This window comes from Achromobacter sp. ACM01 (assembly GCF_014851745.1).
GTDB classification, from domain to species: Bacteria; Pseudomonadota; Gammaproteobacteria; order Burkholderiales; family Burkholderiaceae_B; genus Achromobacter; species Achromobacter aegrifaciens.
This window is the reverse complement of the sequence record NZ_JACVAF010000001.1, coordinates 881,543-895,796: the sequence shown is the minus strand read 5'-3', so window position 1 is coordinate 895,796 and position 14,254 is coordinate 881,543. Positions and strand designations below refer to the sequence as shown.

The window sequence follows — 14,254 nt, the reverse complement described above, 5'->3', positions numbered from 1 at the left end:
TGAATGTGGCAGGTATCGACATACCGCCAGCACCATAGACTCCCCGTTCAAGCCCGGCCGCCGCGCGGCCTGGCCCCACCACGAACGCGGAGTTGATCATGAACGCATCACCGGCTGGCCTCAGACCCGCCGACTTCTTTTCCCCCACCGTCGCCGCCCTGATCTCGGTGCTGGTGAACTACGGCGGCACCTTCGTGCTGGTGTTCCAGGCGGCGGAGCTGGCCAGGCTGACTCCTGCCCAGACCGCGTCCTGGGTATGGGCGGTTTCCATCGGCGTCGGCATCACCGGCACACTGTTGAGCTGGCGCTACAAGGCGCCCGTCATTACGGCCTGGTCCACACCCGGCGTGGCGTTTCTGGCGACCGTGATGCCCTTCACGCCCTACGGCGAGGTCATCGGCGCGTACGTCCTGTCGGCGCTGGGCTTCGTCGTGCTCGGCCTGTCCGGCGCATTCGAGAAGCTGGTGCTCATGATTCCGGGCGGCATTGCCGCCGGCCTGCTGGCCGGCATCCTGCTGCAATTCGGCGTCAATGCCTTCGGCGGGGCCAGCGCCGATCCACTGCTGGTAATCGTGCTGGTCATCTCCTATGCGCTGCTCAAGCGCTATACCTCGCGCTTTGCGGTGGTCGGCATTCTGGTCATCGGCCTTGCGCTGCTCATCGCACAAGGCCGCATCGACTTCTCGGCAGTCCACCTCAGCCTCGCAGCGCCGGTCTTCGAAATGCCGCAGTTCTCGCTGCAGGCCTTGCTGGGCGTCGCCCTGCCGCTCTTCATCATCACGCTGACGGGGCAATACATGCCCGGCATGCTGGTGCTGCGCAACGACGGCTACCAGACCAGCGCGAACCCGATCCTCACCGTGACGGGCCTGGGCTCGCTCCTCATGGCGCCCTTCGGTGCGCACGCCTTCAACGTGGCGGCGATCACCGCCGCGATCTGCACCGGCCGGGATGCGCATCCGGATCCCGCCAAACGCTACCTCGCGGGCCTGGCCTGCGGCGTGTTCTACATCCTGGTGGGCACCTTCGGCGTCACGCTGGCGACCTTGTTCATGGTGCTGCCCAAGGCATTCATCACCACGCTGGCCGGCCTTGCCTTGCTGGGCGCGATCGGCGGCAGCCTGGCCAATGCGATGGCCGACGCCCGCACCCGGGAGACCGCGCTCATCACCTTTCTGGCCACCGCCGCCAACGTCACCCTGCTGGGCGTGGGCGGCGCGTTCTGGGGGCTGGTCGCCGGCCTGACCGCGCACCTGCTCATCCATGGCGGCCAGCGGGCGCTGGCCGCCAATTCCTGACCTCTTCATCTCCATACGTCCATCGAAACAGGAACCACCGTGACGAACCCCAACCTTCCCGACAGCCTCGCACTGCCTTGCGTCAGCGCCCTGCCCTTGGCGCAGGCCGACCCCGGCATCTGGGGCGCCATCGACGCCGAACGGCGCCGGCAGAGGCACTCGATAGAGCTCATCGCTTCCGAAAACTTCGTCAGCCGCGCGGTGCTGGAAGTCCAGGGCTCCGTGCTGACGAACAAGTACGCAGAGGGCTACCCTGGCCGCCGCTACTATGGCGGCTGCGTCAACGTGGACGTGACCGAGGAGATCGCCATCGAGCGCGCCACGCGTCTGTTCGGCGCCCGCTACGCCAACGTACAGCCCCACTCGGGCAGCCAGGCCAACCAGGCGGTCTACCTGGCGCTGCTGGCCCCCGGCGACAAGATCCTGGGCCTGGACCTGAGGGCGGGCGGACACCTGACCCATGGCTCCAAGGTCAACATGTCGGGACGCTGGCTGCAGGCGCTGAGCTACAGCGTCGATCCGGCTACGCATCGGGTGGACATGGACGAGGTCGAGCGCATCGCGCGGCAGGAAAGACCCAAGCTCATCATCGCCGGCGGCTCGGCCTACTCGCGCACGTTGGACTTCGCGCGTTTTCGCGCCATTGCCGATGAGACGGGCGCGATCTTCATGGCGGACATGGCGCATTTCGCCGGCCTGGCCGCGGCCGGCGCGTATCCCTCGCCGGTGCCGCATGCGCACGTCACGACCACCACCACCCACAAGACCTTGCGCGGCCCGCGCGGGGGCATGATCCTGACCGATGACGCCGAACTCGCCCGCAAGATCGATTCGGCCGTATTCCCGGGCCTGCAGGGCGGTCCGCTGATGCACATCATCGCCGCCAAGGCCGTGGCCCTGGGCGAAGCGCTGCAGCCCGCCTTCCGCACCTACGCCCACGCCGTGGTCGAGAATGCGCGCGTCCTGTGCCGCCGGCTGGCCGAAGGCGGCCTGTCCATCGTGTCGGGCGGCACCGACTGCCATCTGGGCGTGGTCGATCTGCGACCCTGGGGACTGGCCGGTAATACGGCGGAGCAAGCGCTGGAACAGGTTGGCATCACCTTGAACAAGAACGCCGTCCCCAACGACCCCGCCAAGCCGGCCGTTACCTCCGGCATACGCGTGGGCAGCGCCGCCTGCACGTCGCGCGGCATGGGACCCGCCGAATTCCAGGAAATCGGCGACATGATCCTGGCCTTGCTGGGCGGCGTGCGCGCCGGGGCCGTCGACGCCCGCACGGAAAGCGCCATCCGCGAAGGCGTGGCCGGGCTGGCCAGGCGCTTCCCGCTGCCGTACTGAAGTCCCCTAGCGCTTCAACGCATTCGACAGCCGCAGCACCGCGGCGTCGATCTCGTAGGCCGTCAGCGAGGCATAGCCCAGCAGCCAGCCCTGCTGCTTGTGATCGCCCGCATAGAGCCGGCTCAGTCCAGGCAGCCGAAGGCCCGCGGCCTCGGCTTGGCGGATGGTCTGCTCCTCGGACCATCCGCGCTCCAGCAGGCATGGGATCTGCAACCCGCCGGGAGGCCTGTAGGCCTGAACGACGCCGTCCAGCTGCTTTCCCAGCGACTCCAGCAACACCTGCCGCCGTCCCGCGTACAGCTTGCGCATGGATCGCACGTGCGAGTTGTAATGGCCGTCGTCCATGAAGCGCGCCAGCGTCAGCTGCAGGATCTGCGGCGTATGCCCGTCCATGATGCTGCGCGCACGGGCAAAGGCATCGACCAGGCCGGGCGGCAGCGCCATATATCCCATCCTGAGACCCGGATAAAGCGTCTTGCTGAACGTACCCAGGTAGAGCGTGCGCTGGTGCATGTCCAGCCCCTGCACGCAGGCCGTAGGCAGGCCGTCGTAGTGGAATTCGCTGTCGTAGTCGTCTTCGATGATCCATTTGCCGTGCTCCGCCGCCCAGCCGATCAGATCCAGCCTGCGCTCAAGCGATAGCGTCACGCCGGTGGGGTATTGGTGCGACGGCGTCACGTACACGCAGTTGGCGCCGCTGCGGTCCGCGCGCAGCAGGTCCGTGCGTATGCCCTGCGCGTCGACGTCGATGGGCACGATCCGCGCTTCCGCGGATTCGAAGGCCTTGCGGGCGCCGAAGTAGCCGGGGTTTTCCATCAGAATGGGCTTGCCGGCGTCCGTCAGCAATTGCGCGCATAGAAACAGGGCCTGGCGGGTGCTGCTCAACACCAGCACCTGCTCAGGCAAGACCTTGGCCCCGCGCTCCAGGTTCAGGTAGGCGGCGATGGCGCGGCGCAAGGGCTCGGCGCCCTGCGGGTCGCCATGCAGCAGCACATGGCTGCGATAGTCCTTCAAGACCTGGCGCTGCAGCCGTTCCCAGACGTCGGTGGGAAAGCTGCGGGTTTCCGGCAGGCCCGTGGCGAACGCCTTGATGGCCTGCTGGTCCGCGACCCCGCCGCTGTCCAGGATCATGCGCCCGCGCCGGCTCAGGCCTGCCCCCGGCGGTAGTGCGCCCAGCTTGTTATCCAGCTTCGCGCGCCTTCGCGCGGCGCCGCGCAGTTCGGTGCTCACGGTCTGCGACACGTAGCTGCCCGAGCCCTCGCGCCGCACGATGTAGCCGTCGCGGTGCAAATGCACATAGGCATTCTCCACCGTATCTCGCGCCACCCCCAGCGACTTGGCCAGTCCGCGGGTGGCGGGCAGCCTGAGGCCAGGCCCCAGCGCACCGTCGAGGATCAGGGCGCGCAGCGCCCGCTGAATTCTCTGATGCAGCTCCAGGCGCTGGAGCTCCGCATCGTTCATGCGCATCCTCAGCGTATCCAGCTCGAAGGTCTTAGGCATGTGGTCTGCTCACAAGAAGAAAACTGGCCTGTCCGGGCCGGCCATTCTATCCGTAGACTCACCCGATCGCCACGGCAACCGCGGGCGTAACCATGCAGGAGCCCGCGCCAGGCGGGGCAGAATCGGAAAATATGGCAAGGTCATACAACTTCAGCGCTGGTCCGGCCGCGCTGCCGCTGGAAGTGCTGCAGGAGGCGCACGAAGAGTTCTTCGATTTCGCGGGCACCGGCATGTCGGTAATGGAAATCAGCCATCGCTCGCGCGTGTTCATCGATATCGCACGCCAGGCGGAATCGGACCTGCGGGCCATCCTGCAGATCCCCGACCGCTACAAGGTGCTGTTCCTGCAAGGAGGTGCTTCGTTGCAGTTCTCGCAGGTGCCGATGAACCTGCTGCGCGGCAAGGCGTCGGCGGATTACCTTCACACGGGGCTCTGGTCCGGCAAGGCCATCGATGCGGCCCGGCGCTACTGCAAGGTCCGCGTCGCGGCCAGCAGCGAGGCATCGGGCTTCGACCGCATCCCTGCGCCCGGCGAATGGCAGCTCGACGCCGATGCGGCCTATCTGCACTACACGGAGAACGAGACGGTGCATGGCGTGCAGTTCCCCGCCGCGCCGGACGCGCCCGTCCCGCTGGTGTGCGATGCCTGCTCCAGCCTGCTGTCCAAGCCCATCGACGTGTCCCGGCACGGTCTGATCTACGCCGCCGCGCAGAAAAACATGGGGCCCGCCGGCGTCACGGTCGTGGTGGTGGACGAAGCCCTGCTGGACGGCGCGCTGCCCATCACGCCCGACGTGCTGAACTATGCGCACGCGGCGCGGGCGGACTCGATGCTCAACACGCCCGCCACCTTCTCCTGGTATCTGACCGGACTGACGCTGCGTTGGATCCGCCGGACCGGCGGCGTGGAACGCATCCATCAGGCCAACCAGGCCAAGGCCGGGCTGCTGTACCACGCCATCGACGCCAGCGACGGCTTCTACTTCAACAAGGTCCGGCCGGAATTCCGGTCCATCAACAACGTGCCGTTCTTCCTGGCCGATTCCGCCCTGGAGCCCCTGTTTCTGCGCCAGGCCGAGAGCGCCGGGCTCATGGGGTTGAAAGGACACGCGCACACCGGCGGCATCCGAGCCAGTCTGTACAACGCGGTGGAGCTGCCCGCTGCGGCCGCACTGGCCGATTTCATGACAGACTTCCAGCGCACGCGGGGCTGAAGCCGGCGCGGCGGCCCCAAGAAAGCACAGGGAGACCAGCATGGATTTCAGGCAGCTCAGGCAGTTCGTGGTTCTGGCCACGGAATTGAACTATCGCAAGGCGGCCGCCCGGCTGCACATGACCCAGCCTCCGCTCAGCGTCGCAATCAAACGGCTCGAAACCGAGATTGGTGCAGACCTCTTCGAACGGGACCGCCTGGGCGTGCGCCTCACGGTCGCCGGTGGCGCCTTTCTGCGCGAAGCGAAGCGCCTGCTGGAAGGCGCCGATGCCGCGCTGCAGACTGCACGCGATGCGGCCGAAGGACGTATGGGCGCGCTGCGGGTATGCGCGGTGCCCAGCGCCGCGTTGAACCTGCTGCCGCGCATCCTGCCCGAGTTTACGCAGCGCTTTCCGCACATACGCCTGCGACTGACCAGCGGCAGCACCGTCGGCATCCTGGCAGGATTGCAGCGCGGCGAGCTGGACGCGGCATTCCTGGTGCCGCCCGCGTCCGGGGTGCCGGGCATCGCAATCACGGGCTTGCAGCGCGAACGGCTGGCGCTGGCCGTGCCTGCGGGCCATCGGGTGGCAGGCATGAAAAGCGCCAGGCTCTCGGACCTGTCGGATGAAACGCTGGTGACCCTGGCGCACTCCGACAGCCCCGGGTTCGCGGGAGAGATCGTCGCGGCCTGCCAGCGCGCGGGGTTTCATCCCCGGGTTCTGCAGGAATCGTCCCACGCCCTCATCAGCCTGCCGCTCATCGCCGCGGGCCTGGGGGTCGCCATCGTGCCGGCGGCGCTGCGCCGGATCGCCATCGACAACGTGGCATATGTGGACCTCATGGACGTGGAGGGCGCGCCCCTGACCTACGCCATGGCGTTGGCAGCGCCCGCCGAGTCCATGAATCCGGCAGTCCGCTGGTTCATCGACACGGCGCGCGAGGTGCTGGGCGCGCAAGCCGCCTGACGCCCCTGGGGCTTACGGCGCCGGACGCGAAAGAATGCCCGCCCATTTTTTCTGTTCGGCCACGACCCGCTGCTCGAACGCCGCTTGCGATCCATCCACGGGTTCGCTGCCACGCGCGTAGATCTTGTCCTGCACCGATGGGCTTTTTGCCACCGCGGCAATGGCCATGTTCAGGCGCTCAACCACATCGGCCGGCGTGCCTTTGGGAACGGCAATACCCGACAGCGACCCGCCTTCCACGTCCTTGCCCAGCACTTCCTTGACCGTGGGAATGTCAGGCAGATTGGCCAGGCGTCGCGACGACGTCACCGCGTAAGGACGAATCTGCTTGGCCTCGACGAAACCCACCGCGGTGACGGCGGAAACGGCCGTCAGATCCGTGTTGCGGCTCATCACGGCCGTCATGGACTCCGATCCGCTCTTGTAAGGCACGTGCAGCATCTTCACGCCGGTCGCCTGTTGCAGCAGCTCCAGAACTTGATAGTTGTCGGAGCCCTCGCCGGCCGTGGAGAACGCGATATTGTCAGCCTTGGCCGACGCGGCCTTGATGATTTCCGGCAACGATGCATATGGACTGTCCGCACCCACCGCCAGCACCGTCGGCGTATTGGCCAGCATCGCGACGTAGGTGAAGTCCTTGTTCGGATCATAGGGCAGCTTCTTGTAGATCAGCGGATTGACCGCGACCATGCCGTTGGTGATCACCAGCAGCGTATAGCCGTCGGCCGGCGACTTCGCCGCCGCGCCCGCCGCGATCGAGCCGCCCGCGCCGCCGCGGTTCTCCACCACCACCGGCTGGCCCAGCTCGCGCGTGAGGCCCTCGGCGAACACCCGCGCCGTGGTGTCGGTCACGCCGCCGGCGCCGAACGGCACGATCAGGCGTATGGGCTGGTCGGGATACGACCCCGCCCATGCCGCCGCAGCGGGAAGCACTACACCCAACAAAGCCGCCATGCAGCGGCGCAATCCCTTGTTCATCGCGCGATCTCCATTTTTTTGAGGATTTCAAGAAGCCGTTGTTCCAGGTCCGGGGCCAACGGCGCGAGAGGCGCGCGCAGATGGCCGCTGTCCAGGCCGCGCAAGCGCAAGCCCGCGGCCACGGTCCGCGGCAAGCCATGGTCCATGAGAAAGTTCAAGAGATCGATCTGGCGGCCGAACCATTCGTCCGCGCCGCGCGCGTCGCCGGCCATGGCGCAGCGATACAGGTTCAGGGCAAACGACGCGCTGACGTTGGCCGACGCCGTGCACCAACCCGCCGCCCCTTCCGCAAACCCGGTCCGCGCCATGCAATTCAGGCCGATGTACACCGCGGTCCGATCCGGGCAGGCCGCGCGCAGCCGCGCGATCTTCGTCGGGTCCGGACTGCTTTCCTTGATCATGGTGACGTTGGGCAGCTCGGCCAGCCGGGCCAGGAACTCGACGGGCAGGTCCATGCCCGTCGTGAACGGGTTGTTGTAGACCATCACCGGTGTGGAGACCGACTGGCAGACCTCGCGGTAGTAGGCGTGGATTTCGTCCTGGGTCAACTTCCAGTAGGTGCTAGGCAATAGCTGCAAGGCTGCGGCGCCCGCGCGTTCGGCGTAGCGCGCGTGATGCACCGTGCTGGCGGTGCTCAGGCTGGACACGCCCGCGAGCACGGGCAGCCGCCCGCTTGCCGCGCGGATGACGGTGTCGATGACGGCCTCGCGCTCGCCGTCGTCCAGGTAAGGCAGGCAGCCGACGCTGCCCAGCGGCGCCAGCGCATGCACGCCCTCGCCGATCAGCCGCTCGACGTGCGCTTCCAAGAGCGCATGGTCCACCCGCCCGCGTTCATCGCAAGGCGTCAGCAGATAGCCGATGATTCCCTTCAAGTGCATCGCTCGTTCTCCATGTTGGCTTGCAGTCTAGGGACGCCGCCCAGGCCGGTCCAATACCTATTTCCAGGGCGCCTGATACCTCCCGCCCACCCTGCAGTACAGGCAAATCTTGTATCCAGTAATTCCCGCACAAGGCCGATAGACTTTCCCGGTCTATCACCAAGGAGCAAGCCATGAGCAGCAATGACGTTCTCGACCAGGCGCAGACCCATCACATGCCCGAGTACCGCAGGCCGGAGGACATGGAATGGGAAATGGGCCGGTTCAAGAACAAGACGAAGTTCCTTTTCCATACGCGGGCGGAACGCCTCACCGAGCCCAACGCAGGATTTCTCCGCTATGAACCCGGCGCGGGCTTCCGCCTGCACAAGCACGACTTCGCCCAGGTCTGGTACGTGATCGAAGGGGAATTCAACATGGGCGGAAAGATGTACGGCCCCGGCACCGTGGTGTTCCATCCGGACCCGCACATCGAGGAAGCGCTCAGCACCGAAACGGGCGGCACCTTGTTCTTCGTCCAGTACCAAGGCCCAACGACCGGCGGCCGGCCGGTGTACGAAGGCCGCATGAACATCAAGGGCGAGCCGCCCGCGATCACCGAGCAGGACCTCGAACACTGATACGCGGTTCCCCGGGGCGGCAGCCAGGATTGGCAGCCGTCCACGGCAGGCAGTCGAAACCGACCTGCCCACCAAGAAATAGAACATTCCAAGGAGACAACCATCATGCACGCACGATTTCTGCGCGCCTGCCTCGCGTCGTTGACGTTTTCGCTTACCGCCCAGGCCCAGGCTGCAACGAACTGGCCTGAGCGCCCCATCACGCTGGTCGTGCCGTTCGGCGCCGGCGGCATCACCGACCTCACCGCCCGCACCGTGGCCAAACAGCTTCAAGCCGAGCTCGGCAAGCCGGTGGTCGTAGAGAACAAGCCGGGCGCCGGCGGCAATATCGCCGCCGACATCGTGGCCCGTGCCAAGCCCGACGGCTACACGTTGATGGTGATCACCAACGGCATGGTCGCGGTCAATCCGCTCATCCACAAGCAGCTGAACTACGACGCGCTCAAGGATTTCGCCTACGTCTCCATGATCGCCAACACGCCGCTGGCCCTGGTCGTGCCGCAAGACTCCCCGATCCAGGACCTGCCGGCGCTGGTGACGCGGGCCCGCAGCAAGCCGGATGCCGTCTCCTTCGCCAGCTCCGGACAAGGCACCTCGATACACCAGGTATTCGCCCTGATGCAGCGACAGACCGGCGCCACGCTCATGCATGTGCCCTACAAGAGCGGCGCGGAAGCCGCCACCGCCCTGCTTTCGGGCGTGGTGGACGTGACGGCGGTAGAGACCGTGGTGGTCGGACCATTCATACAGTCCGGACGGATGCGGGCGCTGGGCGTAACCTCGGCACAGCGGGTGTCAAATTTGGCTGACGTTCCCGCGGCCCGCGAAGCCCTGGGCAGCGATTTCGATGTGGGCTCGATATCCGGACTCGTAGCGCCTGCCGCCACGCCCCGGAGCATCCTCGACAAGCTGGAACATGCGATGCAGGCGGTGGCGCAGAGCGAGGGCATGGCGCAGCTCCATGCGCAAGGCAGCCAGCCCATGCCCGCGGGGTCGCAGGTCTTTCTGGAGCGCATGCGCCAGGAACAGCAGAAGTGGCGACTGGTATTCTCCGCGGAGCCGGGAAAATAGCCCGCGGAGGATCGCCGCAGCCGTCAAGAACAGGGGAGTCAGGCCATGGATCGCATTTATCCCGCCACGGAAGAGCTGGTGCAGCATCTGGTGGAGTCGATCTCCGCGAAGATCTTCAATGGCGCCTACGCGCCTGGGCAGAAGCTGCGGCAGGAGACCCTGGCCGAAGAATACGAGGTCAGCCGCACGCCGGTGCGCGAAGCCTTCCGGCAGCTGGAGACCAAGGGCCTGATCGTGCAGCAACCGCGCTACGGCGCCACGGTGGTGGCGCCGACCATCAAGGACATAGGCGCGAATTACTGGCTGCGCGGCGAGCTGGAAGGCATGGCGGCGGAACTTGCGGCGCGCTGGATCTCCGACGCCGATCTGCAACAGCTGCAAACCGTCCATGCCGAATGCGCCGAGGCCGTCGCCGCACTGTACACCGAGGTCAACGCTGGCGGCGCAGCCGCGCCGCGCCAGGCTGCCGCGCCCATGCGGCATTGGGTCGTCAAAAATCAGGAGTTCCACGCCCTGATCTTCCGCGCCGCCGGCAATCCGTCGTTGGAGCGCATCATCAAGGACCTGCACACGGACTACACCAAGAACATCCTCAACTTGACCGTGCTGGGCATGTACGAGGCCCGCATGAAGAAGAACATCGAACATCATGCGGCCATCGTCGAGGCGCTGACGGCGCGCGACACCGCGGCGTCGCGCGCCGCCATGCGCGCGCATATCCATGAGTCCGGGGAGTTCGTGGTGGACTGGCTGCAAAAGCGTCCTGAAGGCCGCAAGCCACCACGGTAGCTGCGCCCCCAATTCCGCCGAAAGCCACGTGCTACCATGCCGGCGGAAGGGCGCAACGCAGACGCCAGGGACACGGATCAGCCTGGCCACCCCAAGCCGTGGAGCGCCTGCCGACCCGCACAGGAAGCGACACGGATTCGAGCATGAGCGAAACCAGGAACACGTCTAGATCCTCGATCGAGATTTCGGAAGAAATTCTGCGGCGGATCAGAAACGGGCAATACCTGCCCGGCGATGCCTTGAGCCAGTACGAGCTGGCGACCGAGTTCGAAACCAGCCGCACCCCCATCCGCGAGGCCTTGCGGTTTCTCGAAGCACGGCGCGCCATCACGCTGACCAGTACCGGCCGCGCCGTGGTCACCGTGCCATCCATCCGCGCCATCCGCGAAGCCTTCCAGATCCGCGCCGAACTCGAAGGGCTGGCCGCGCAACTGGCGGTGGACTGGATCGACGACCACGACCTGGAACTGCTGTCGCAGCATCAGAAGCACTACGCCGACGCCCTGCGTTCGCGCGTGCGCAGCGAAAGCGGTTCCGACTGGCTGAAATTCAACGCCAAATTCCACAGTCTGATCACCCAGGCCAGCCACAACGAACGTCTGCACGAGCTGGTCGCCGAGTTGCAGGGCAGCATCGTTTCCAATGTGCTGGGATTCGCCTCCAAGATGCCACCCCGCCTGATGGAAGAAAACATCAAGCAGCACGAGGACATCATCGCGGCGCTGACCCTGCGCAATGGCCCCGCCGCTCGCGAAGCGATGGCCACGCACATATCCCGGACGACCGAACTCGTCATCGAATGGATGGAGTCGCGGCGCTAGCCAGCTTTGCGCCGCTCGCGCCTTGCGGCTTCCCATAGGGACGCATCAACACGCCGCACGCCGCCGCGATCAATCCCAGTCCCGCCAGATACAGCACGATGAACCGGGGCGATCCTCCGCCCAGGGACAGCAGGTACGTCGCCACCAGCGGCGCGGTGCCGCCGCCTATCGCCCCGCCTATCTGCACGGCCAGCGAGATGCCGGTATAGCGGACGTCCGGCGGGAACATGCTGGAAAAGAGGCTGGATTCCTGCGCATACATCGCGGCGTATACCAAGCCGAACGCCACCAGCATCGCGATGTTCGTGTGATAAGCCGTCTTCTCATCCAGCAGCGAGAAGAATGTCGCGCTGAACAGCGAGATCCCCAGCGCGCCGGCGATGAATATCGCCCGCTTGCTGATCATGTCGCCCAGCAACCCGAACAGCGGGATGGTGAACAATGCACCGACCGCTCCCCAAATGACACCCGTCAATATGGTTTCACGCGGCAGCCCCAGCGTACCCACGGCATAGGTCAATGAAAACGTCGCCAGCGTATAGAACCAGGTCTTTTCGGAGATGCAGGCCACCAGTGCGGTCAACACGGGAACCTTGTGCTCTCGGAGCACCGTCTTCAAGGGCAGCGCGTCCGGTTTCGGCTGGGCCTGCGCCTGCTTGAATTCCGGCGATTCGCTGACCTTGGCCCGGATGTACCAACCGACCAGCAGCAGGAACACGCTTGCAAGGAATGGCAGCCGCCAGCCCCAGCTCAGCATATCCGCCTCCGGCAGCCTGGAGACCGCGCCCATCGCCAGCGACGACAGGATCAGGCCGGGCGCGACCCCGACTTGCGGCAGGCTGCCGAACAGGCCCTTCTTGCCTTCGGGGGCATGCTCCACCGCCATCAACACGGCTCCGCCCCACTCGCCGCCCACCGCCAGGCCTTGCAGGAAACGGAAGAAGACCAGGGCCACTGCGCCCCAGTAGCCGATCGTCTCGTAGCTGGGCGTCAGTCCGATCAGGATGGTGGGCACGCCCATCAGCATCAGGCTGATCATCAGCATCGACTTGCGGCCGACGCGGTCGCCGAAATGGCCGAACACGATGCCGCCCAGCGGCCGCGCAATGAAACCGACCGCATAGGTGCCGAAGGCCGCCAGCGTCCCGCTGATGGGATCGATCGCGGGAAAGTAGATCTTGTTGAAAATCAGCGCTGCCGCAATGCCGTATAGAAAGAAGTCATACCACTCGATGGTGGTCCCGATCATGCTGGACAGTCCCGCGGTCACGTAATGCTTCTTCGAGCGCGAGGACGGCTGTTGTGAGATGGCGTTCATCCCGGTCTCCCTTGTTTTCTTTTTTTCGCCCGACTACACGGCGGTGGTCTCTTCCGCCAGGCTCTTGCGCTCGCTGACGTTGAAGCGGCCTTCGTAGATCGCGCCCTGGCGGGTGTGCGGGCCGACGTACTGCACATACAGAATCGTGCCGGCCTCGATGGTTTCCAGCTTGCTTTCGAAATGGGGATCCGGATGGAAGATCATCGAACCCTTGCCGTGGAGCTTGCCTTCGATGAGGAACTTGCCGTCCAGGATGTACCAGATCTGCGCGAAGTAATGGTTGTGCAGCGGGTGTCCCGAACCCTTTTCGTAGCGCACGATGCCGGCGTTCGGAATGGTCGGATCCTCCGCCGTCGGATGGAACATCATCTTTGCGAACTGGCCTTCGTAGCGCAGGTTGGTCCACTCGAGGTCGTCCTCGTGGCGGGCGCGCATGCCCTGGTGGTCCTCGGTCAGCGGACCGCCGCGGCCGCCCTCGTTGATGATCTTCTTGCCTGTGATGGTGTCGATGCTGGTCATGTGCTGTCCGTCCTGAAGAAAGAAAAGTGACAAACACAAATGGGATCCCATTTGTATAAAACGGGATCCTATTCATCGGGCATCGAAGCGGCTACTGGGTTTAACCCTTAGATTCAGCGGTAGAGATGGCGAGCGGAAGAAGCGCCGAGAGCCGCAGGCCGCGGCGAATTGGAACGGGGCGCAGCGCGCCCCTTGCGCCTATGCAAGGCTATGGTTGCGCAGCGTCCTCGTCGCCAGGACGCGCCAGGGCATAGGACAGACTCAGATCTGGTCCAGCCATTGCTCGATCGCCTGGCGCGCGACGTGTTCAAGCTGGGGACCATAACGCCGCGCGTCCTCGCGGATCACCGCGGGATCAATCTGGCGCAGGCTCAGTTCGCAGGCATGGCCGATGAGCCAACGTTCGATCTGTGCGGAATCCGCCTCCAGATGGAACTGCAGGCCCAGTATCCTGGGTCCCAGCGCAAACGCCTGGTTCGGGAAGCCCGGCGTTTCGGCCAGGCGCGCCGCGCCTTCGGGGATGGCGAACTGGTCCCCATGCCAATGCAGCACAGGCACCGACTCGACCGCGCTCAGCACGGAATCCTGCCCTTGTTGCGTAAGGGTCAACGGCGCATAGCCGATCTCGGCGCGGCCGGTGGACACCACGTCCGCGCCCAACGCTGCCGCCATTAGTTGCGCGCCCAGACATATGCCCAGGGTCGGTTTGTCCTGGCGCAGGCGTTGCGCGATGGCGCGCAGCTCCGGCTCCAGGAAGGGATAGCGGCCGGTTTCATAGACGCCGATGGGGCCGCCCAGGATCACGACGAGGTCGGCGTTAGCCACGGTGGCGGAGTCGATGGCGTCGACGCCGGCCTCCAGGTATCGCACGCTGTAGCCGCGATCGGCCAAGACCGGCGCCAATATGCCCAGGTCTTCAAAGGGAACGTGGCGGATCGCCAAAGCGCTGAGGCTCATTCCAGGA

General features: G+C 65.6%; 14 protein-coding genes. 8 read left to right on the top strand and 6 right to left on the bottom strand.

The features are described from left to right. Positions 1-98 precede the first annotated feature (98 nt). On the top strand, positions 99-1,298 hold the full coding sequence (locus IB268_RS04215; protein ID WP_192353873.1) for a benzoate/H(+) symporter BenE family transporter: 1,200 nt from the start codon (positions 99-101) through the stop codon (positions 1,296-1,298). Positions 1,299-1,337: 39 nt separating this feature from the next. Continuing rightward, positions 1,338-2,636 carry a serine hydroxymethyltransferase gene (locus tag IB268_RS04210; protein ID WP_175159872.1) on the top strand — a complete coding sequence of 433 codons (1,299 nt, stop codon included), beginning with the start codon at positions 1,338-1,340 and terminating at the stop codon, positions 2,634-2,636. A 6-nt stretch (positions 2,637-2,642) separates the two neighbouring features. Here IB268_RS04210 and IB268_RS04205 read toward each other — a convergent pair whose 3' ends face one another. Further along, positions 2,643-4,136, bottom strand: coding sequence for a PLP-dependent aminotransferase family protein (locus IB268_RS04205; RefSeq protein WP_192353872.1), 1,494 nt, complete (start codon positions 4,134-4,136; stop codon positions 2,643-2,645). A gap of 131 nt (positions 4,137-4,267) precedes the next feature. On the opposite strand from IB268_RS04205, the gene serC reads away from it, so the two are divergent. Both serC and IB268_RS04195 read left to right on the top strand, forming a co-directional pair. Further along, complete coding sequence (gene serC, locus IB268_RS04200) at positions 4,268-5,350, top strand: 3-phosphoserine/phosphohydroxythreonine transaminase (protein WP_192353871.1); 1,083 nt, start codon at positions 4,268-4,270, stop codon at positions 5,348-5,350. A gap of 40 nt (positions 5,351-5,390) precedes the next feature. Next, positions 5,391-6,296, top strand: a complete 906-nt coding sequence (locus IB268_RS04195) for a LysR family transcriptional regulator (protein ID WP_175212669.1) — start codon at positions 5,391-5,393, stop codon at positions 6,294-6,296. Positions 6,297-6,308: 12 nt separating this feature from the next. On the opposite strand, the gene IB268_RS04190 is transcribed toward IB268_RS04195, so the two are convergent. Both IB268_RS04190 and IB268_RS04185 read right to left on the bottom strand, forming a co-directional pair. Further along, positions 6,309-7,274, bottom strand: coding sequence for a tripartite tricarboxylate transporter substrate binding protein (locus IB268_RS04190; protein ID WP_175159866.1), 966 nt, complete (start codon positions 7,272-7,274; stop codon positions 6,309-6,311). Further along, entirely contained in the window at positions 7,271-8,152 is an 882-nt protein-coding gene (locus IB268_RS04185) for a dihydrodipicolinate synthase family protein (protein WP_175159864.1), read from the bottom strand. Before IB268_RS04185 ends, IB268_RS04190 begins: the two co-directional genes overlap by 4 nt. Before the next feature lie 173 nt (positions 8,153-8,325). Here IB268_RS04185 and IB268_RS04180 point away from each other — a divergent pair, with 173 nt between their 5' ends. The 4 genes from IB268_RS04180 (at position 8,326) to IB268_RS04165 (ending at position 11,453) form a co-directional block, all read left to right on the top strand. Continuing rightward, complete coding sequence (locus IB268_RS04180) at positions 8,326-8,772, top strand: cupin domain-containing protein (protein ID WP_054452115.1); 447 nt, start codon at positions 8,326-8,328, stop codon at positions 8,770-8,772. A 105-nt stretch (positions 8,773-8,877) separates the two neighbouring features. Continuing rightward, on the top strand, positions 8,878-9,843 hold the full coding sequence (locus tag IB268_RS04175; protein WP_192353870.1) for a tripartite tricarboxylate transporter substrate binding protein: 966 nt from the start codon (positions 8,878-8,880) through the stop codon (positions 9,841-9,843). 45 nt (positions 9,844-9,888) lie between these two features. Then, positions 9,889-10,632, top strand: a complete 744-nt coding sequence (locus IB268_RS04170; RefSeq protein ID WP_192353869.1) for a GntR family transcriptional regulator — start codon at positions 9,889-9,891, stop codon at positions 10,630-10,632. A 143-nt stretch (positions 10,633-10,775) separates the two neighbouring features. Further along, a complete protein-coding gene (locus IB268_RS04165; RefSeq protein WP_175180533.1) occupies positions 10,776-11,453 on the top strand; it encodes a GntR family transcriptional regulator in 678 nt (225 codons plus the stop codon). On the opposite strand, the gene IB268_RS04160 is transcribed toward IB268_RS04165, so the two are convergent. From IB268_RS04160 to IB268_RS04150, 3 genes are all read right to left on the bottom strand, one after another. Further along, positions 11,425-12,771 (bottom strand): MFS transporter, encoded by a 1,347-nt coding sequence (locus IB268_RS04160; protein ID WP_119450403.1) that lies wholly within the window; start codon positions 12,769-12,771, stop codon positions 11,425-11,427. The genes IB268_RS04165 and IB268_RS04160 overlap by 29 nt on opposite strands. Before the next feature lie 33 nt (positions 12,772-12,804). Then, on the bottom strand, positions 12,805-13,290 hold the full coding sequence (locus tag IB268_RS04155) for a cupin domain-containing protein (protein WP_054452119.1): 486 nt from the start codon (positions 13,288-13,290) through the stop codon (positions 12,805-12,807). A gap of 261 nt (positions 13,291-13,551) precedes the next feature. Beyond that, a complete protein-coding gene (locus IB268_RS04150; protein ID WP_192353868.1) occupies positions 13,552-14,247 on the bottom strand; it encodes a glutamine amidotransferase in 696 nt (231 codons plus the stop codon). Between the last annotated feature and the right edge of the window lie 7 nt (positions 14,248-14,254).

Excerpts from the sequence above, each read along its gene's own strand:
- IB268_RS04205 (WP_192353872.1), bottom strand. The coding sequence starts at position 4,136 with ATGCCTAAGACCTTCGAGCTGGATACGCTGAGGATGCGCATGAACGAT.
- IB268_RS04175 (WP_192353870.1), top strand. The coding sequence starts at position 8,878 with ATGCACGCACGATTTCTGCGCGCCTGCCTCGCGTCGTTGACGTTTTCG.
- IB268_RS04150 (WP_192353868.1), bottom strand. The coding sequence starts at position 14,247 with ATGAGCCTCAGCGCTTTGGCGATCCGCCACGTTCCCTTTGAAGACCTG.
- IB268_RS04195 (WP_175212669.1), top strand. The coding sequence starts at position 5,391 with ATGGATTTCAGGCAGCTCAGGCAGTTCGTGGTTCTGGCCACGGAATTG.
- IB268_RS04190 (WP_175159866.1), bottom strand. The coding sequence starts at position 7,274 with ATGAACAAGGGATTGCGCCGCTGCATGGCGGCTTTGTTGGGTGTAGTG.
- IB268_RS04215 (WP_192353873.1), top strand. The coding sequence starts at position 99 with ATGAACGCATCACCGGCTGGCCTCAGACCCGCCGACTTCTTTTCCCCC.
- serC (WP_192353871.1), top strand. The coding sequence starts at position 4,268 with ATGGCAAGGTCATACAACTTCAGCGCTGGTCCGGCCGCGCTGCCGCTG.
- IB268_RS04170 (WP_192353869.1), top strand. The coding sequence starts at position 9,889 with ATGGATCGCATTTATCCCGCCACGGAAGAGCTGGTGCAGCATCTGGTG.
- IB268_RS04180 (WP_054452115.1), top strand. The coding sequence starts at position 8,326 with ATGAGCAGCAATGACGTTCTCGACCAGGCGCAGACCCATCACATGCCC.
- IB268_RS04160 (WP_119450403.1), bottom strand. The coding sequence starts at position 12,771 with ATGAACGCCATCTCACAACAGCCGTCCTCGCGCTCGAAGAAGCATTAC.
- IB268_RS04185 (WP_175159864.1), bottom strand. The coding sequence starts at position 8,152 with ATGCACTTGAAGGGAATCATCGGCTATCTGCTGACGCCTTGCGATGAA.
- IB268_RS04165 (WP_175180533.1), top strand. The coding sequence starts at position 10,776 with ATGAGCGAAACCAGGAACACGTCTAGATCCTCGATCGAGATTTCGGAA.
- IB268_RS04155 (WP_054452119.1), bottom strand. The coding sequence starts at position 13,290 with ATGACCAGCATCGACACCATCACAGGCAAGAAGATCATCAACGAGGGC.